The following is an 18,696-nucleotide window of genomic DNA, read 5'->3' as shown; positions in this document are numbered from 1 at the left end:
TGAGGAGGGCCAGTGGCCGAGCGCAGAGTGGTCGCACGACTTGAAGCCGTCGTCCAGAACTTCATCAACGGTTTCAAGGACGCTAAGAAGTCCACTGATGACCTAACCCAATCCACTCAGAACGCGAACAAGGCAACACAGGACAACGCTCGGTTCTCGGAGGAAGCGGCAAAGAAAATCCGGCTGGTCGCTGACGCAGACCAGAAGGCCGCAAAGAACGCGGGCCTTCTGTACAACGCCAACGGCCAGCTGGTGAACTCTCACGGCAAGGTCGTCTCGTCTTCGCAGGCGGCAGCGCACGGCGTCGATCAATTCAGCGAGGCCGTGTACTTGGCGAACGTCGAAGCGCAGGAATCGGCTGCAGCAACTGAAGTCGCGGTAGCCAAGCAGGCCGAGGCATACCAGACCCTTGCCCCGGCGGTGACGGTGGCCGGCGGCGCTGTGACTCTTGCTTTTGGCAAGATGATCAAAACTTACGCCGACTTCGACAAGTCCATGTCTGAGGTTCAGGCGGCTACGCACGAGTCCGCACAGAACATGGATCTGTTGCGTGATGCCGCCGTGGACGCCGGTGCTGATACTGCATTTAGCGCAGAGGAAGCCGCCGGCGGCATCAAGGAACTGGCGAAGGCTGGTGTCGATACTCAGGACATCCTGAGCGGTGGCCTCAGCGGTGCCTTGTCTTTGGCAGCATCCGACAACATCGAAGTGGCCAAGGCTGCAGAGATCGCCGCCTCAGCCATCACCCAGTTCAAGCTCTCCGGAGAAGCGGTCCCACACGTGGCCGACCTGCTGGCCGCTGGCGCAGGCAAAGCCCAGGGCGGCGTCGAAGACCTCGGAGAAGCCCTCAACCAGTCCGGCCTGGTAGCTAACGGCGTAGGCCTCACCATTGAGGAAACCACCGGAGCCCTAGCCGCATTCGCCTCGGCCGGCCTGACCGGCTCCGACTCCGGAACCAGCTTCAAGACCATGCTGCAATCGCTGACTCCCAACTCCAAGGAAGCAGCAAAGCTCATGGACGAGCTGGGTCTGAGCGCCTACGACGCCAGCGGCAGCTTCATCGGCATGTCCGAATACGCCGGAGTGCTCCAGAACGCTCTCAGGGACATGAGCGACGAGCAACGCAACGCGACGCTCAAGACCATCTTCGGATCAGACGCCGTCCGTGCAGCAAACATCCTTTACGAAGAGGGCGCTGAAGGCATCCAGAAGTGGGAAGACGCAGTCAACGACGCCGGCTTCGCAGCCGACACCGCGGCCGCCATGCAGAACAACCTTGCAGGCGACCTCGAAAAGCTCGGAGGCAGCTTCGACACCGTCTTCCTGAAATCAGGATCCGGAGCCAACGCCGTACTCCGCGAGTTCGTCCAAGGCGCAGAATCCATGATCGACTTCGTCGGACAGATCCCCGAACCGGTACTGGCCATCGGCGGTATCCTCACCGGCATCGTCGGCGGAACACTGCTTGCCGGCGGCGCAATCGTCACCTTCCTGCCGAAGATCCGAGACGGAGTATCCGCCTTCAAGGAACTGAAAGACTCCGCAGGTCCAGTACCAGGAGTCATCGGCAAGATCGGCAAAGCCGTAGGTATCGTGTCAGCCGCATTCGCAGCCGGGTCCATCGTCGGAGAGCTCGCAACAAACGAGCAAGTCATCACCGCCGAAGCCTACGCAGCAGCGCTCACACGCATCGCCAACCTCGGAACCACAGACATGACCGAAGTCTTCCGAGACTCCGACTCAGTCTTTGGCGCTCGCCGTCTGGGCGATGTGAAGAACCTAGAGCAGGCGATCTCGGATATCGGTGATCCCTCGCTGGGCGAACGGATTGACCAGAACCTGAACTTCATGAATGGATGGTTCAACCTTCCCGACGACAAGCTGACGCAGCTTGAAACCCGCTTCACCGGTATCGGCGATGCACTGGGCGAGATGGTTGCTTCTGGTAACGGTGAGCGGGCGGCGGAGGCCTTCCGTGGCATCGTGGAGCAGTTCGAAGCCCAGGGAAAGAGCGCTCAGGATGCGGCCGACCTGATGCCTGGTTACATTGCGTCCTTGCAGGACGTAGCGAATCAGGCGGGCGTGACGGTCAGCGATCAGGAGCTTTTGAACTGGGCGATCGAGGGCGTGAAGCCTGCCGGCATCCAAGCGGCCGAGGGCGCAGCGATCACAGAGTCCGCTCTGGAAGATGTAGGTGTGTCTGCCGAGGGCGCGGTGGACAACATGGAGGATTTCCTCGATGTGCTCTTCCAGGCCGGCGTTATCACCCGTGATGAACGGGCCGCGTTCCGTGAATATCAGGCGGCGATCGATGACATCGCAGCCTCGATCAAGGAGAACGGCAAGAGCCTCGACGAACACACGGAGAAGGGCCGCGCTAACCAGGCGGCCTTTGACGCTCTGGCACAGTCCGGCGAGGACTACGTTCGGGCTCTGGCAGCCGGCGGCGCGTCGGAAGAAGAACTGCAGTCGGCGATGACCTCGACCTATGACTCGCTGATTACGGCGGCGGGTCAGTTCGGGATCACCGGCGACAAGGCCGACGCGATGGCTCGCAAGGTGATGGGTATTCCTGATGATGTGAAGGTCAGCTCGTGGATGTCCGAGGCGGCGAAGAAAACCGCCGAGGACACGATCAAGAAGACTGAGCAATTGGACGGAATGACCGCCAATGTCAGCATCATTCAAACCTATGAAACTAAGGGCGTCCCTTTCCGGCCTCAGAATCCGATTCAGAAGCAGCTGCAGGAATCGCGACCGTCCGGTGGCGTGACCTCGCTCTTCGGGCGTAAAGCTGACGGCGGCGGGATTTTCGGCCCAGGTTCGGGCACGTCGGACAGTGTCCCGATCATGGCTTCGAATGGTGAGCACATGCTGACCGCGAGGGAAGTCGATCTGATGGGTGGCCATGATTCCGTGTATCGCTTCCGTGCGGGGATCCGCTCTGGCGCGATTCGTGGACATGCAACCGGCGGGGAGATTGGTGGTCTGCCGGTGGGTATCTCATCGTTCTCTGTCATGCAGTCCAGTGCGGCGCCTGCAGCTGCTGGTGGTTATGACGGCCCGCCGATTGAGATCCAGATCAATGGTGCGACGGATGCTAACCGTGTGGCCCGGCAGGTTACAGACGCAATAACGGTGAAGCTTGCCGAGAGAGGAGTCAACATTGGTCGCTGAGATGATCACCCTTGACGGATACCCACTAACAGGTAGGACCCGCGAGGGGGAGTGGAAGCGACTCGGAGAGTTGGAAGGCTGGTTCGATAGCCCTGAACCTAAACGTGATCGAAATGATCGGGTGAACGGGGACGGGACTATCGATACCGAGATCTACTTCGAGTCCAGGCTCATCACCTTCAACGGGCGAGTCAGGTCAAAGAGCCACGACTACTTGCATGAAGCAGCGCTTCGCCTGACCGCTCTACCTGGTCGAGGCGGGAAGAAGCTCCTGGTGCGTGGCCATGGGCCCACACAGTGGGCCAGGGTGGATCCACGCGGCAAGGTAAAGACGAACTTCGACACGGACAACTACCTGAGCTTCCAGATCCCTCTGGAATCAACGGACCCATTCAAATATGGCGAAGTCCGTTCCTTCCAGACAGCGGCCGGCGACAGCATCGAATTGTTCCACCGAGGAACCGTTCATGCCTGGCCGGTAATTACGATCACCGGCAGCATGCCTGGAGGGTACGAGCTCACATTGAACGGGCGCGTGGTAACGGTGACGAAAAGTCTTGCCTCTGGCTCAACGCACACCCTGGATATGCGAACTGGCATCCTCCGGGAAAACGGCGACCGCGTTTACAAGGGAATCGAAATCGCCGAGTATTTCGCAGTGAATCCCGGCGAGCAGCAAAACTTCTGGCCTAACCCACTTGCCGGAGGATCCGGAACGTTCAATATCAGCCTGTACGACACTTTCATTTAAGGAGGTCAGTGTGCCATACCGTGTGCAAGTGGTAGACGGCGCAGTACCAGGACCTGGAATCAAACCAACATGGGAAGTTCGCATGGAGCTTCCCTTTGATTCCGGATCTTGGGAACGAAAACGCAACGCTGGATCCCGCGGGCGAATCACCATAGACACGAAACACGAAAAGTTCAAGGGAACGCAGCGCACGCCGGTGTGGCCGTGGCAGTCGTGGATCGTTGTCGAATGGCGTAATCCGAAGTACAACACGTGGCATGTTGTCTATGCCGGGGTGATCACTGAGGCATCGTACGAATGGGCGTCCAAGAAGCTCACGCTGTCGCACGAGGACATCTGGACGATCTTCAGCAAGCGCATCGTCACCACGGACCGATCCAACGACATTTCAAGTTCGAAGGTCACGTGGACCAACTTGTCCAAGGCAACGATGATCAAGAAGATCATTCAGAACATCACGAATAATTTCGGGTCACCCCTGATCTACGATCTGCCGATTTCTTTACCTGCAGACGCCGCCGGATCGGAAGACATGACGGTGTATGGGTACAACTTCGACAAGGCCTCTGATCTCATCAACGATTACATCGAAGATGACGAAGGCCCAGATATCGATTTCCGTCCACGTTGGTCTTCCGAGGGGACGCTGGAATGGGTGATGGAAGTCAATGCGAACAAGACTCGTGTGTGGGACTACGACCTGGACGTTGATAAGTCCTCGGTGGAGAACATGAACTACACGCTGTCCGGCGCGTACCTGGTGAATAAGATGTACGGCACCGGCGAAGGCACAGAACGCCGTACGCTCACTCGCCAGTCATCCAGTGATGGGTTTCCATACCCGGCGCTGGAGGATGCCGAGAAGTTTTCAGGCATGAAATCTCTAGAGCGTCTGCAGTCTGCGACAACAGGTGCTCGTCGGGCTAAGGACGGCGCGATTCGGCAGCTCGATATGGCAGTTCGCGCCGATGGGTCTCCGGCCCTGAACGAGCTCGCGTTGGGCGGGTCCGTCCGGTGGAAGGCTGACAAAGATTCATGGCTGCTCTCCGGTTGGCACCCTTTCGAGCTGATCGGTTTGTCTGGAGATCTGACTTCCGAGGTAGTAAAGATCGAAACACAGGAGATGGAAGGTAGGAGCTCGGGCGCATGAGCATGCAGCGAAACATCAACGAGGGAGATTTCAAAAGGCGTCTCGCGAAGCTAGAGCGTTTCATGAACAACTCCAACCTGAACCACTCGGCTATCGGCCGTGAAGGTCTGGAAGTCTACGACGGTGGTTGGATACGCATCCTCAACGGCGGCCTGCAGGTGATTGGCACAGCGACGATCTCCGGCACCTTGGACGTTACAGGAACGTTCAATGCGTCCGGCGACAACAACATGTCCGGCACGAACAACCTGTCGGGAACGAATCACATCACAGGACCCACCAATGTTACCGGCGATCTGACGATCGAGGGCATCACCACGATCAGCGGGAATACCTCGATCACCGGTGAGCTCATAGTGACTGGGCCGACGAAGCTAGACGGCGTCACCGATATCGGCGGAGACACGACTATCACCGGCCTGCTGGATGTACAGGGCGACTCCACCATTTCAGGAACTCTAGACGTGACCGGTCCAATGTCCACCAAAGGAACCCTGGCGGTGGAAGGCGTGACCACGCTCAGTAACGACCTGAACATTGAAGAAGGCGGCAAGATCAACGCAGGAAACCTGCAAATCGAACCAGCCAACGGTGGCCAGATCAACTTCCTTGGCGGAGGTATTGCAGCTTCGCCCACATTCGGATTGGTAGTCACACACAATCTCGGAGTGAGGATCAATGGCCCGAGCGTCACTATCCCAGTAGATGTAAAAACCGGTGCAGAAGCCAACGTTCATATTGATGCAGCCGGGCGCCTTTGGCGTATCTAAGAACTAATCAGCAGGGCAAAGGTAAATCCGGGCCGACGTCAGAATCATTGATTCAATGGCCAGATCATCAGCATTGTCCACAGTCTGCTCAGGCTCGGCAGTGCCCTTTTTCGCAATTGTCTCGCAGTATTCCTTACCGCGCTTTAGCAAATAAGAATCTTCGGCTTTAGCCCGAAGGTTCTTTGGCAGTTGTGAAGCCTTGTCAGTGACGGTCGAGACGCCTTCAAGAAAGGCAGCTTCGGCAGCTGCATCGTCAGCCGTCGCTGGTTCTTCTGCGTCAGTTGCTGTTGCAGTTGGGGTCGCGCTCGCCGTAGGAGCTGACGAGGCAGCTGGGTCCGATGGGGCTGGTTCAGCAGTGGAACAACCGACGAGCAAGAGAGCCGGTACGGCAAGCAGAGAAATAAGTTTTGGGCGCATGTTTACCAGATTAATCTAAGGAGCCGATAAATGTCAGATTCTAATGAATATGAAAAACCCAATTTAGAGGAAAGACTCGAAAAACTAGAAAAAGATTTGGCGTCTGTGCGCCAAGAAAATCAATTGTTGAAGCTGGTGCTAGCCACTTACCAGCAGTCACTAACAGCGGCGAATCACTCAATAGCTGTCAAGGATGCGCAACTCACACTCGCAACGAAACTCACCGAATAACTCGGTGGGTTTCTTCATTTAAAGGAGGTGGCCGTGGCTGTCGTCGATTTCGATTTCGCTGACCTTGCAGGATCCAGCATGGATCCGAAAGACGGAGAAGTGATCTTCACGCTCAACCAAGCCAACACCACCAGCGATAACACTCTTGTCGCTGATATGAATAGCTATCCGGTCAAACCGGATGCCAACAATAGATGCACCGTTGGGCTGCTTCCAACCACAACCATGACTTTGGATGCCTGGTACGACGTATCGATCCGTTGGAACCAGGACGGCCATGCATTGACCGGTTATCTGGGAATCAAGATCCGTGTTCCCCCGGCAGGCGGACAGCTCAAAGATCTGATTGACCCGACGGGTGGCGGCGGAAACATCAACCGTAGCCTCGTCTGGGTTGGTCAGTACCCGCCAGCGAAGCCTTATCCAGGGATGTATTGGCTTCAGCAGGAGCCAGGTCCCGATCCGGATCCTTTCGATCCTTTGAATACGTCCGATCTACATGTATGGAGGCCCTAAATGGCGTGGGAAGTTATCGCTAATCTCAAGGGAATGCCTGGCGACTCGATCGCTATGGAGATCCTGGCGAAGGTTCCGCAGCGCCGTGGCCTTCTGCCTGATGGTGCGAACGCGAACGACTACTACAAGCCAGAGCACTACGGCATCTGGCAGGGCGTAACCACTGGTGGTTACTTGAACATGCCGCTCGCAGGTTCTTCGTTCGTCTGGGAAGTTCTTCCTGCATCGGCGGGTTTCGCCGTTGTGCAGCGCCGCACGGACTCAGACAAGATGATCTGGCGTGAAGCGATTGATGCGGCCGCGAATCTGTGGGGGCCGTGGCGTACTGTTGCGGACGATGCTGACGTGCCGATGCCTGAACGGCAGCGCATGATCTACGATCTGGCAAAGTCCGATGGGTGGTACGCGCTCTACGATCCGGCCAATCCGAAGGGCCGCGATCTGGTCAACGGTGACGTGGCGGCAATTTACGACCTCATGGGCAACCTTCCGCCAGCAACGACCAATGTTGCTTCATCTAGGCCGCGATGGTCCCCAGCGTCCTGGGACGGCTACGGCGGCGCGTGGTACGGCGTGGGCGACGTGCCGAACGCACTGCGCACCGGCCTTTTCCCTGAAGCGTTGCAGCAGCCGACATTCATCATGACCCTGGCACGCTCTGACATCTCGAACCCTACAAGCCGCGTCATCGTCGACGGTGCGACCAACGCGGGCCGGCAAGCAATTCTCGCTTCGTCACTGTTCCCGGGCAAGTGGGGATCCTATGCGGGCAATGAGTTTGGATCGACCGTCGACGTAGATGCATTCGACCACGTGTTCGGCGCTCAGTTCAACGGAGCATTCTCGACCACAGGTTCACGATTCTTCGTCGACGGTGTTCCGCGGACCGGTTCCTGGGGATCCACCGCAAACACCCGCCCGCTGGACGGCCTAACCTTGGGCAATCACCAAGCCGGAACCGCGGGGCGTTGGTGGGACGGCCTGATCGGTCCGACATTGATCTATAAGGGAATCCCTTCGGACGAAGTACGCGAACGGATGGAACGTGCGTTGCAGTCGATTACCTTGCCAGCTTCACTTGTGCAGTCGGACCGGTTGAAATCAAAGGAAGCCGTGCTCATGCGCGCCGATGGGACTTTGGACTTCGGGAAACTTCCCGACCAGCCGGAGATCCCGGCCTCGCTGACCAAGATGTTGATGCAGTACGTGGCGCGCAAGACGGTGACCAATGCCCGACTCAGTGAAGCGTTGACGCTCGATAGCACTGAGATGGCAACGATCAACACGATCACCGGTGGATCCTCTCCGGAGATCAAGGCGGGCGACGTGATCACGTGGCGCGAGCTGTTCTACATGGCTTCTCTTCCGTCGCACAACGTGGCCGCTGAGCTGCTGGCGGCGCGGGTCGGATCTGAACTGTCGGGAACTGATACGCCTCGTGACAAGTTCATCGCGCTGATGAATAGCACGGTGCAGGGTTGGGGCTGGACCGGCGCGAACTTCACCACGGCTTCGGGTCTCGGCACCAGCAACAAGGCTACTGCTCGGCAGATGGCCCAGTTGATCTTCCGTATCCGTGACGAGGACTCAACGTTGATCGGTATCATGGGTGAACTAACGCATACGGTAACCATTACTGGGCCGAATGCCAGAACGTTCACGATCAACCACTCGATCCCTGTGAATGGAAACCCGAGCTTCCCGGAGTTCATTGCCGGCAAGACTGGAACGTTGAACAACATCATTGGCAACGTTTGCATGCTGGTCAATCATGGGGGCACGGTGAAAGCGCTGGTAACCATGGGCGCACTCCCGGTGAACGATCGGTATCCGGATGCTCGCACGATTCTGGACGGCAATGCACCAACGACGTTGAGTCGTTCGCCTGCTTTGACGGAGTTCATCAACATGTTCCTGCAGTCTTTGAACAATCCGAACTCTCGTCTAAAGCAAGCTCTGGACGATCTGTATTCGTCGTAACCAAATCGATCATGAGGCGCCTGTGTGGAGGGCGCATTTTTTGTGCCCTCCCACAGGAGCGGTGAAAGGCAAGAATGTCTGAGACTGTATTGCTCGCAATCATCGGTGGTGCTGTCACGCTGCTGACAGCTTTGATTGGAAAGCTGTCCTTCGATGTTGGCAAGACGAAGAAAGACGCGCGCTCGGCCGCCAAAGACGCCAAGGAGGCGCGGGAACAGGTAAAGAACACCCACACAACGAACCTCCGCGAGGAACAGGACGAACGGCATGAAGCTACCGTGAGCGCATTGCGAGAGATCGCGCGTGATGTTCGTGGATTACGTGAGGACCATCAAGCTACCCGAATGGATATCGGTCATCTACGTGCCGAGGATAGGGCAGGTAGACGTGAGACACAGGTCTTGCGGGAAGAGTTTGAAGAGCATGTCAAAGAATCCGAACCAGTTCGAGCGATGATCAGCGATCTTCATAATCAGTATCACGATAAGAAACGGATAACCTAAGCCACCTCGTGGGGTGGTTCTATTCCAGTCTGAAAGGAACACCGATGAGCGTTTTGCCTGACGAGCTCAGAACACGTCTGGTGAACTGGTGGGTCGCTGCAGCGGTAACGGACGGTGTGGACCCTGACCAGAAACCTGACACGGTACCGGTAGCCGGGACCGCTGTGTTAAAGATGTTCGTCACTTACAACAACGTCCACACGTCAGCAGGATCCGCAACGCTGGTCCGCGTACCCATAAATGCGATCTTCGACGACGAGGGGCATTTGGCCACGCCGTATCCAAAGGGGCATCCGCAAGAGGGCCGGCCGATGTACCGCGGCGTTGTGCTGCACGTGACAGATGACCCGAATGCATCGGTACAGGATTACACCTGGTCGATCGAAACGAAGTTCAATAAGGTCGGGGACGTTCAAGTTCAGATCCCAACGTTCAGTTTTCTGCTCCCGTATGCGGAAGAACCGCTGAATCTTGCCGACGTTGCGCCGACTCCGGCTACCCCTGGATATGGTCTTCCTCAGTCGGAGGCGGCCGCGCTTCGATCCGCGGAGTCCTCGGCTGAGTCTGCAGCGTCGGCCGAGGAATCGAAGCAGGCCGCGTTGGAAGCGAAGCAAGTTTCGAACAGCGTGCGATCGGATGCCGACGCCGGGAACTTCGACGGGCTCTCGGCCTACCAAGTCTGGTTGGGCCTCGGCCACACGGGGACCGAAGCCGAATTCATGAACTGGCTCAAGGGTCCGCAGGGCGACCCAGGTAACGCAACCCTTCGGGTCGACTCAACAGTCGGAGAGCGGGTCTACGTTTCCGCCGGCGCAACAGAGAAACTACTGTCGTCGACCACGTTTATGCGTGATGTAGCCAGCCTGCTGACTGCGAACGTCACTGTAGGCACCGACGGTTTCGCTCGCATGATCCGCGAAAGCAACCGGGCAACACTGCTACTGAAGAATGTCACCTTCACTGGTGCAGCTACATCCAATTTCTTCTTGACTGGATATCCAATCGGTTTCCGGCCTACGGCTATCACCGCCCGCGTCCCGGTGTACATGAACAGCAGCGGCACCACGAACCTTACAGGCGTCACTATTCGCTACGCGGAGCGGGACATGGGAATCATCAACCGAACCGCAACGCCGACCTTTGGCGATCAGTACTCGATCACGCAGATCAGCTGGCTCACCACCGACGCGTGGCCCACAGCGGCCGCTCTTGCTGCACTACCCGTAGTTCCGTAGGAGCGCAAACCACCCAAGCCCTAGACCAAATGGTCGGGGCTTTTCTTATGCCCTGGCACCACCCGGTGCCGGGGCTTTCGCATACCCGAAAGGAAACCCCATGGCCCTATGCCAGAACGGCTGGCCGGTCATCTTTGACTCGACCAGTTCGCAGCTCACACGGATCCCGAAAATCATCGGCAAGGTGCACGGCGGCGACGTCGCGGTCATCCTGACAGACATCGTCCTGTACGTCGATCAGCACATCGAGGACGTCGACCAGGGCGAGGACGACTGGGGCCACGCGGTCCGCCCGGTACGTGGCAAGACCAAGGGCTATTCGAACCATGCCGGCGGCTACGCGGTCGACGTCAACGCCATGCGCCACCCACGCGGGGCAATCAATACCTTCGCCGCGGCGCAGCGCGCAGCGATCCGCGCCCGCCTCAAGTACTACGAAGGCACACTGCGCTGGGGCGGCGACTATAACCTGCTGATTTCGAAGCGCGATGACATGCACTTCGAGATCGTGGGTTCGCCGGCCGCGGTCAAGCGCGTGGCAGACAAGATCCGTCGAGCCACTGAAGGCAAGGTCGAGGAAGTCACCAAGCCTACCGGTGGCACTTCGAAGCCAGCGCCGAAGACCAAAACCGTCTGGAAGGGTGTTTCCGCCAAGGACACCAAGAAGATCCAGAAGCTGCTCAAGTCGCTTGGCATCTACACCGGCGAGATCGATGGCATCTACGGCGAAATGACCCGCTCCGCGGTGAAGCGCTACCAGGAGCGGGCACGCAAGTACGGCGGCGCCACCTTCAAGGCCGACGGCTACTGGGGCCCGACCACACAGCGCTGGTACGAGTGGGTGCGCAACACGCTGCAGCCGGCCGTTGCCAAATGGGCTGCCTCGCAGCGCCTGGGCAAGCTCGTCCGCGACGGCGACTACGGCCCAGTCCTGGCCAAGCACGTCACTGCGATCCAGAAAGCCAACTGGACCCGCTACACCAAGCTCGGCGGCGGCAAGGCCGACGGCCAAGCCGGTGCGATCACCTGCCGAATGCTCGACATCCCACCCTTCAAGTAAAGGAGAACCACCTCATGGATACAGATATCCTCATGGCCGCGATCGCCGCGGTCTTCACCATCGCCTCGGCGCCGGTCATCCAGTGGCGCAAGACCCGCGACTGGTCCAAGACGCTCAGCGTTGCGCTGCCCGTCGTGGTGTCACTGGCAATCGCCGGAGTGTATTCGTTCGCGACTGGCGCGCTTACCGGGATGCAGATCCTCCCGGCGTTCCTCGTCGTCTACGGTCTGCAGCAGTTGGTGTACGGAACGATCGTGAAGCACATTGATTCGCTGCGTGAAGCGAACGATCCGTTGGGATCCGGAATCACTTTTGCGGATCCTGGCGATCAGGTCGAAGTTGAACCGCAGGAGGATTTCTCAACGGCCGCGGCCGAGGGCTCTTACCCTGGCTTCGACGGTGAGACCTTCCGCAAGTAGCTGCAGCGAAACTGCCCGATCATATTCACCGCAAGGTGAATATGATCGGGCAGTTTTCTTCGTTAAAGAGAAGACTAGGATTGTGCAGCTTTGAGGGCCTTGGACTTGGTATGTACCAGGTTCCCTGCAAGGTACTCTTGCCGGAAGATTTCGGCGTATTCCATGGATTTTTCAAGCGACACGTGACGAGGGAAGCCTCCATCATACCGAACTCCGCAGCTGGCTTGATGCCCAAGCGTGTAATAACGCGAGACATGAGGATATACCACAATACACATTTCTATGAGTCCAAGCTGTGCTTTACTCAAGCCACCAAAGCTATGTTTTTTCTCGAATTGATCGCCGACCTTCAACGCCGGGTGGATCAATGAGAGCGCCTTCTGATCCTGAAATACTGGATCTGCGATGAGCGCTGCACGCAAGTAATGGTACGAAGTATAAAACGCGGCAACAGCCGCCCATTGGTCAGAGCTCTTAAACAAAGACTGGGCCGTCCTCCAATGGGGACCGGCCCAATCTTCTAGCTGCGATGTAGTAGGGAGCATCGTTGCCTAGGCGTACTGATACTGTTTTTCGGTTGCTCGAACCGTACGGGTACGGGAGCCAGCTTCCTCGAAAGACCATTCAATTGAAGCCTCACCGAGAAATAGAATCTGTAGATCATTAAGCTTGTCAGTAGTGCGAAGGATCTGCTCTTCAGACTCATGACGTAAAACTACGGCAATGTGTGCTTCGTGACTATCGGAATCCAATGCAACTTCGAGTGCACGGAGATTTTCTTTACCAATGCCCGAAACTGCATGAAGCCCAATAGAGTGAACGAGTGCTTCTGCGTTGTCCATTCTGATCACTTCCTGTTGTATGGTGACACACGAGTACACCAAAGTGCGTGCTTCGTTGGTACATACATTGTGTGTAAACGTTGCACGTTCATGAACTATAGCGCGTTATAGCGCATAACTAAATATTTTGATGAAGGATCTCACTTAATAACTGTCGACTTTGATGTTGACGTTTAACATCTTTACAAGTTTGAAGAAGTTGGTCGTTTAGTCAGCAACTAATCAAATGCACACGTTGATCATGTTCATAATGTTCGTACTCAATCATGAACTTGTTAAAGGACGATCAATATATCTGTGGTTCGAAGTTCGTGTCAGTCTCAAATGGGGTTTAGAACAGCCTACGTTTGTGGACTGGTCTAAACCCCTATCGCTTATCAAGTGGTCAACTTCCGCAGGAAATCAATGATCCACCGCCCATTTTGGCACAACATCAATCTTCCGGTGAACCCCCTTGACGTCGCGTGCGTATCCTTCGGAGATCTCAATCCGCAGCACCAGGTCGTGCACGAGCTGCTTCTTCACTTCCACGGGCATCTCGGGCCAGTCTTCCAACAGCTTCGGGTCAAGTTCTGGCGGCTTCCGCTTCGGCCGCGACGCTTCGACCAGCTGCCGATTCAAGGAATCGATGATCTCCGTCTGTTCATCGCGCAGCCGCACATACGACTCCTTCGGGATTACATCATCCACATACTTGGCGGTCAGAGAATCAAGCCGCGCCTGAGCCTTGGTGAGCGCTCGCCGGATCTTGGCTTCGGTATCGGTGGCCGGGGTCTCGTCGGCTTTGTAGTCGGCGGCGAGTTGGTTGATGCGGGGTATGTACTCGGTAAGCCATTTGAGGAAGGATGCTTCGATCTTGTGCTCGATGATGTTGGCTCCACGGTGGGCGCCGAGTGAGTTGACGCCGGAGCATTTGAGCATGATCGTTCCGTTGCTGGTGCGTCCGGAGACGTAGTAGCGGTTTTGGCAGACCACGCAGATGGACAAGACGCTGAATGGTGATTGGTTCTTGCTGCTCTGCCGGGTCCGTGTGCTTGTCCGCTGCTTACGCAGTGCCTGGTACTCGGCCCACTCTTCCGCGCTGATCAGTGGTTCGTGTGCGCCTTGGTAGAGCTCGTCTTTGTGGCGGATCAGGCCGGCAGCGAAAGGGTTATCCAAGATGTGGATGACCGAGTTGACGCGCCATATCCCGGTGCTGCTGCGGTGCCTGTGGGGGACCTCGGCGGCGCCACGCAAGTAGACGGTTAGCTGCCGGAAGGACGCCCCTCGGAGATAGCGGAGGTAGCATTCGCGCAGTACTGGACCATCGTTGGGGTGTGGTGTGTACCCGGTGGCCGGGTCGTACTGGTATCCGAATCGTGGCAGTCCGTTGACGGGTAGTCCATTGGCTAGCCGGCGGGCTTGGGCTTCTTTCCAGGTGTCGCTGATGCGTTCTGATTCGAAGGCTGCGAATTCGGCGAGCATGCCGCGGGCGAAGCGGCCGGTGCTGGTGCTGACGTCGACTTGCTCGGTGGCTGATTCGATGCGGCCGCCGGCGGACTCGACCTTGTCGATCGCGATGGCCCAGTCCAGGCGGGCGCGGGAAAGGCGGCTCCACTTCCAGAGCACGATCACATCTGCTTCGCGGTTCTCGATCATGGTCATGACGCGTTGCACCGCGGGGCGGGTTTTCCAGGACCGGCCGCTGATGCCTTCGTCGGCTTCGACGGCGATCACTTCATAGCCTTGCTGCTCGGCGTACCTTCTGCCGGCCTCTTCCTGCAGTTCCATGCTGATGGATTCTTCGCGGGCGATGGATTGGCGCAGGTAGAGGACAGCGCGCGGCCGATCCTGGGCGTTCATTTCAGCTTCCCTCCTTGTGGCGGCTGGGTGAGTAGGTCGAGTTGAGCAATGAGCAGGGTGAGGAGGTTGTCTTCCTCGGCGGTGGGCTCTCTGGGCGTGCAGCCGAAAGCCGTGGCAGGAAGCTGGTATTCGGAAGCGTGGTTCATGGTCGGGTTTGTATTCGAGTTCATTGTGGATACTCCTGTGAATATCGTGGATATCTTCTAGTGTGTAGGTGCGCGGATGCTAATGAATTAAAGAGATGGCGGATTGTGGATAACCCTGCTAGGGGTGATGGTCGCTCGGCGGCCAGAGAGTCTGAATCTCTGGGCCGCTCAGCGTCTGCAGCCGGTCGATGACGACCTGCTCGGTGACTCCAAGTTCTTCTGCCATGTCCCATGGGCTGCGGGACCATCCGGCCACGCTTTGCAGGTCTTCGAAGCTCACCAGGAACTGGGCGGTCTCCAGGCAGACCTGCCGTTCGATGGCGCCGGTCTGACAGCCCTCGTGCCCTTGTTTGATGTGGATTGCCTCGTGCGCGAGGAAGCAATGACGCTCTGCCTTGGTGAGCTTCGGGTCGATCCATATATGCCGCCCATCAGTGGCGGCGACTAATTCCGGATGTGGCCGGGTCCAAACTATTACGACCTGCGCGAGTGTGCGCAGCATGCCCCATACATTCTGCATTATTCGAATATATGTTCTAGTTGATAGCTGTGCCTAATTTAACCGGTAATCGAAATGAAGGGTCGGAGAGGAGTGCTAGGCCTCCAAATACTCCGCCGCACGATTGGGGAGTACTTGGAGATCTGGAATGACAAGATCATCTGAGAATACGATGTATTCTCGTCCGATGTGTTGCTTCTGAGCTGTGTGTGCAATGCCGAATGCCGCGCAGCGTCTACCGAGGTACAAGTCGTCCGAGATGGACTTATGGTCGTCGTAGGTCAATACCCATTGAAGGTCTGTCTTGCCCAATCGTTGGGACAGGCTCAGATGTTGTTCGTCGCCAAACTGCTGCATGTACAGCTCCTCACCCTGCTGAATGTAAGGTGGGTCTACATAAGCGAATACCGTGTCGCTTTTTGATTCTAGAACTGTCATGAAGTCCAGTGCGTCCATGTTGTGTAGCTCTACCTGGTCGCGCCTAGCTGCTATGTACTCGATGCGCTTAGCCATATAATCTGGCTTGAACCGAGCGTCAATGAGCCAGTTTCCCGTTTGTTCAAGTCCGCCAATAGGCCGGGCACTTAATATGCCGGAGTGGTTGCAGCGATTGAGGAAAAACGTTGCAAATCCTAGTTCGTATGGGTCTGCTTCTGTGGGGTTCATATAGATTTCACGGTGGACCCTCCATTCGTCAACGCTAGGAACAGTTCGACGAATTTCATCAACGAACCTGTCAGTTCGGTGATAGACGTTTTGCCAGAATTGATAGATTCCAGGGTTCTTGTCGTTGAGGACGATATGATCCACAACGCCATCGTCGAGGAGCCTCAATGCTGCGCCAGCTCCGCCGGCAAACGGTTCCGCATACACGTTTGCAACGTTAGATTGCGCTGTAATCGTGCGCGCAAAAAAGTCGGCCATTTTGGCTTTGCCGCCTGGGTAGCGGAGCGGAGAAAGGAAACGCATGTTCTTATTATTCAATCTTTGATTCGAGATGGCCAGCTTAGGCCGGTGGTGCCTCAGGACCTCGATTTAGCAAGTCTTGAAGCACCGGATGGAATGTATTCCATGCTTCAAGCACCATTGTTTTGTCAGCCATGAACTGGTCGTTGTGATTAGTGCCATTGAAATAATCGGCAGTACGTGGCCACTTGGTTTGTTTCGTGGTCAACGCGCTGATGGGCGTGAGGTGCCCCTTCAGGCTCGGATATTGCTTACAGTGTTCCTGAAGCCAAGAAATGCAGTGGCCAAACTGAGCAAATCCCTCCTTGCCGGAACGCTGATTTTCTGGCCCTCTTACACGATCGCCCTGCAACTGTGCGTATGCCTTAATGGTCTTCTCAATAAGTGATCTTAATGAATCAAGAGTCATGTTCGGAATAGTCGAATAATCCACGTCGCGAATCTCATTGAACAGCTCCCTGACGGCGAGTGGATATCTATCATGCGGTGCGAATCCGCGCGTGTCGAGGCGCGAATCCTCCTTCTTTGGTTTTGGTGTACTAGGCTTCCTGTTCGGGGATTTCCCGTCGGTCGCAGGCCGCTCCCCTCGATCGGGAACTTCACCTTTGATGGTGATGGGTTCCTTCAGGCGGTTGGACGATTCTGGCAAGACATCGTCCTGAGCGCAGAACCAGGTCTTCCGATCCCCAGCCGTTGCCCAAGCTCTGGACCATGATGCCTGATTAACGCCTCGGTCGCCGGTTATAGATGACAGCACGCGGGCAAAGAATGGTTGTAGATCCTCTGGTGAGTATTTGAATGACAGGTATCCGTTACTCCACTCAATACCAAGTTGATCCTTTACGAATCGGTCCTGCAATATACGTTCCAGGTTCGTGAGGTGGTCTCCATGCCGGATGGAACGAAGCATTTCCTGAAAGTCTGCATCATCGCTGTACCATTTCTGCAAGGTGCTATCGATAGCTTGAATGTACGTGATCTTTCCTTGGCTTCTTGCTAAGAAGTTACGTTTGGCATTAGGTCCCCAAGTTACTGTACCTTCACCTTGTCCCTGCCCCTTGTGTTTGAGCTCAATCCACTCGTAGGCTTCATGCAAATTACCGATAACTTTCGCCTGTACGCGCGTTATTGGTGTGTATTTCTTGGACAGGCGTTCGAAAACTTTCCTGTACTTTTCAGGCGCCAAATTGGGGCGGTTGAGCAATCGAAGTGCGCAAAGCCTTCGATTACCTTCGAGGACGACATAGCGATTATCAACTGGCAGTACCAGCATTTGGTCAATAGGACTTAATTCTCCTCGTTGATGGATGTCTCGCGCTAGACCAACGATGCTTTCTCCAAAACTTTCCATCAGCAATTCAAGAGCTTCGGACTGGCTACTCGCTGAAACATCGAGTCGGTAGTTATCGAGATCCAAATCCAATTTCGAAATGGGAACGGATTTATCCTTAACGGTGGTCATTACTGGTCCTTGTCTGATTGGCGCTCGCCGGTGGTTTCGTCGAGCCATTCCCGAGTCGTCTTCACCTTCGGGTGAGCGGCTAGTTGCTCGATCGGTGGCACCGGATACTTCGCTGTTTCGGCGCCGTGAATTTCGGTAATGCTGAAGCCTTCCGGCTCTGTCTTCTGTTCCTTGCCAGGGTGATCTGAGTCAGGCTCCACCGCTCGAAGTCGTGGGGCGATGTGCGCTTGCTTTGGCGTGTTCGACTTTGCATCGTCGCTACTTTCCTCTTGCCGCATAGCGGTGAGGGCGGACAGGAGTATCCGCTTATCTCGCTCGCTAAGATCGGCTGCGGAACGAAGTGCATCGCCAGGATCGGCTAGTTTCTCGTCGAGGTCTACTCCCATGCTGGAGATAGCCGCCCGAGCCACTGTCTGCTCTGATATTCGAAGTACTTTTGCCAAGGCTTGGATCTGGGTTGCCTTGATTGCAACTACGGGCTCCAGCTTCAAGCGAGAGAAGTTTGAGTGCGCCATGCGTAGGCCATGCTTATCGGCCTCACGTTCCATGTCGCGAGTGGACCAGCCGTACCTGTCTTGCGCTGCCTGGATTAGCTCTCCGAGCGGGTGCAATTCGTTCACGGCGACAGTCTTTCTCGGTGGATGGCGCCCGCGCAACCGTCGTGGACACTTGGACGCTTGCAGGGGTGGACACTAAGAACTTTAGCTTTTTTGCTCCAATTAAGCCCGAA

At 56.4% G+C, this 18,696-nt stretch carries 20 protein-coding genes; 11 read left to right on the top strand and 9 right to left on the bottom strand.

Annotation, left to right across the window (positions count from 1 at the left end; all coding sequences use genetic code 11):
* Positions 1-12: 12 nt before the first annotated feature.
* From RUH64_RS09715 to RUH64_RS09700, 4 genes are all read left to right on the top strand, one after another.
* On the top strand, positions 13-3,177 hold the full coding sequence (locus RUH64_RS09715; RefSeq protein ID WP_313812985.1) for a phage tail tape measure protein: 3,165 nt from the start codon (positions 13-15) through the stop codon (positions 3,175-3,177).
* Positions 3,167-3,928: a phage tail domain-containing protein gene (locus RUH64_RS09710; RefSeq protein ID WP_313812984.1), complete on the top strand. Its 762-nt coding sequence runs from the start codon at positions 3,167-3,169 to the stop codon at positions 3,926-3,928. The genes RUH64_RS09715 and RUH64_RS09710 overlap by 11 nt, the downstream gene beginning before the upstream one ends.
* Before the next feature lie 82 nt (positions 3,929-4,010).
* Positions 4,011-5,078 carry a hypothetical protein gene (locus RUH64_RS09705; RefSeq protein ID WP_313812983.1) on the top strand — a complete coding sequence of 356 codons (1,068 nt, stop codon included), beginning with the start codon at positions 4,011-4,013 and terminating at the stop codon, positions 5,076-5,078.
* Complete coding sequence (locus RUH64_RS09700; RefSeq protein ID WP_313812982.1) at positions 5,075-5,848, top strand: hypothetical protein; 774 nt, start codon at positions 5,075-5,077, stop codon at positions 5,846-5,848. The genes RUH64_RS09705 and RUH64_RS09700 overlap by 4 nt, the downstream gene beginning before the upstream one ends.
* 3 nt (positions 5,849-5,851) lie before the next feature.
* Here RUH64_RS09700 and RUH64_RS09695 read toward each other — a convergent pair whose 3' ends face one another.
* Positions 5,852-6,265 (bottom strand): hypothetical protein, encoded by a 414-nt coding sequence (locus RUH64_RS09695; protein WP_313812981.1) that lies wholly within the window; start codon positions 6,263-6,265, stop codon positions 5,852-5,854.
* 30 nt (positions 6,266-6,295) lie between these two features.
* Here RUH64_RS09695 and RUH64_RS09690 point away from each other — a divergent pair, with 30 nt between their 5' ends.
* The 7 genes from RUH64_RS09690 to RUH64_RS09660 all read left to right on the top strand — a co-directional run bounded on the left by RUH64_RS09690 (position 6,296) and on the right by RUH64_RS09660 (position 12,209).
* Positions 6,296-6,496 carry a hypothetical protein gene (locus RUH64_RS09690; protein WP_313812980.1) on the top strand — a complete coding sequence of 67 codons (201 nt, stop codon included), beginning with the start codon at positions 6,296-6,298 and terminating at the stop codon, positions 6,494-6,496.
* A 33-nt stretch (positions 6,497-6,529) separates the two neighbouring features.
* Positions 6,530-7,012 carry a hypothetical protein gene (locus RUH64_RS09685; RefSeq protein ID WP_313812979.1) on the top strand — a complete coding sequence of 161 codons (483 nt, stop codon included), beginning with the start codon at positions 6,530-6,532 and terminating at the stop codon, positions 7,010-7,012.
* On the top strand, positions 7,013-8,992 hold the full coding sequence (locus RUH64_RS09680; protein ID WP_313812978.1) for a hypothetical protein: 1,980 nt from the start codon (positions 7,013-7,015) through the stop codon (positions 8,990-8,992).
* Positions 8,993-9,066: 74 nt separating this feature from the next.
* A complete protein-coding gene (locus RUH64_RS09675) occupies positions 9,067-9,495 on the top strand; it encodes a DUF2746 domain-containing protein (protein WP_313812977.1) in 429 nt (142 codons plus the stop codon).
* 44 nt (positions 9,496-9,539) lie between these two features.
* The gene (locus RUH64_RS09670; protein ID WP_313812976.1) at positions 9,540-10,730 is read left to right on the top strand and encodes a hypothetical protein; all 1,191 of its coding nucleotides are present in this window, start codon (positions 9,540-9,542) and stop codon (positions 10,728-10,730) included.
* A gap of 100 nt (positions 10,731-10,830) precedes the next feature.
* Positions 10,831-11,790, top strand: coding sequence for a peptidoglycan-binding protein (locus RUH64_RS09665; RefSeq protein WP_313812975.1), 960 nt, complete (start codon positions 10,831-10,833; stop codon positions 11,788-11,790).
* A gap of 14 nt (positions 11,791-11,804) precedes the next feature.
* Entirely contained in the window at positions 11,805-12,209 is a 405-nt protein-coding gene (locus tag RUH64_RS09660) for a hypothetical protein (protein WP_313812974.1), read from the top strand.
* A gap of 74 nt (positions 12,210-12,283) precedes the next feature.
* Here the strand turns inward: RUH64_RS09660 and RUH64_RS09655 are convergent, their stop codons facing one another.
* The 8 genes from RUH64_RS09655 to RUH64_RS09620 all read right to left on the bottom strand — a co-directional run bounded on the left by RUH64_RS09655 (position 12,284) and on the right by RUH64_RS09620 (position 18,586).
* Complete coding sequence (locus RUH64_RS09655) at positions 12,284-12,691, bottom strand: hypothetical protein (RefSeq protein ID WP_313812973.1); 408 nt, start codon at positions 12,689-12,691, stop codon at positions 12,284-12,286.
* Positions 12,692-12,760: 69 nt separating this feature from the next.
* Complete coding sequence (locus RUH64_RS09650; RefSeq protein WP_313812972.1) at positions 12,761-13,051, bottom strand: hypothetical protein; 291 nt, start codon at positions 13,049-13,051, stop codon at positions 12,761-12,763.
* Between the two features lie 402 nt (positions 13,052-13,453).
* Positions 13,454-14,893, bottom strand: a complete 1,440-nt coding sequence (locus RUH64_RS09645) for a recombinase family protein (RefSeq protein ID WP_313813037.1) — start codon at positions 14,891-14,893, stop codon at positions 13,454-13,456.
* Complete coding sequence (locus RUH64_RS09640; protein ID WP_313813034.1) at positions 14,890-15,063, bottom strand: hypothetical protein; 174 nt, start codon at positions 15,061-15,063, stop codon at positions 14,890-14,892. The genes RUH64_RS09645 and RUH64_RS09640 overlap by 4 nt, the downstream gene beginning before the upstream one ends.
* 94 nt (positions 15,064-15,157) lie before the next feature.
* Positions 15,158-15,559 carry an ImmA/IrrE family metallo-endopeptidase gene (locus tag RUH64_RS09635; protein WP_313813031.1) on the bottom strand — a complete coding sequence of 134 codons (402 nt, stop codon included), beginning with the start codon at positions 15,557-15,559 and terminating at the stop codon, positions 15,158-15,160.
* A 75-nt stretch (positions 15,560-15,634) separates the two neighbouring features.
* Positions 15,635-16,507, bottom strand: a complete 873-nt coding sequence (locus tag RUH64_RS09630) for a DNA adenine methylase (protein WP_313813030.1) — start codon at positions 16,505-16,507, stop codon at positions 15,635-15,637.
* 37 nt (positions 16,508-16,544) lie between these two features.
* A complete protein-coding gene (locus RUH64_RS09625) occupies positions 16,545-17,966 on the bottom strand; it encodes a ParB/RepB/Spo0J family partition protein (protein WP_313813029.1) in 1,422 nt (473 codons plus the stop codon).
* Positions 17,966-18,586, bottom strand: a complete 621-nt coding sequence (locus tag RUH64_RS09620; RefSeq protein WP_313813028.1) for a hypothetical protein — start codon at positions 18,584-18,586, stop codon at positions 17,966-17,968. The genes RUH64_RS09625 and RUH64_RS09620 overlap by 1 nt, the downstream gene beginning before the upstream one ends.
* Between the last annotated feature and the right edge of the window lie 110 nt (positions 18,587-18,696).

Origin of the sequence: Glutamicibacter sp. (genome assembly GCF_032154645.1) — a bacterium.
Classification (GTDB): Bacteria; Actinomycetota; Actinomycetes; order Actinomycetales; family Micrococcaceae; genus Glutamicibacter.
This window is presented reverse-complemented; position numbering and strand designations above follow the sequence as displayed.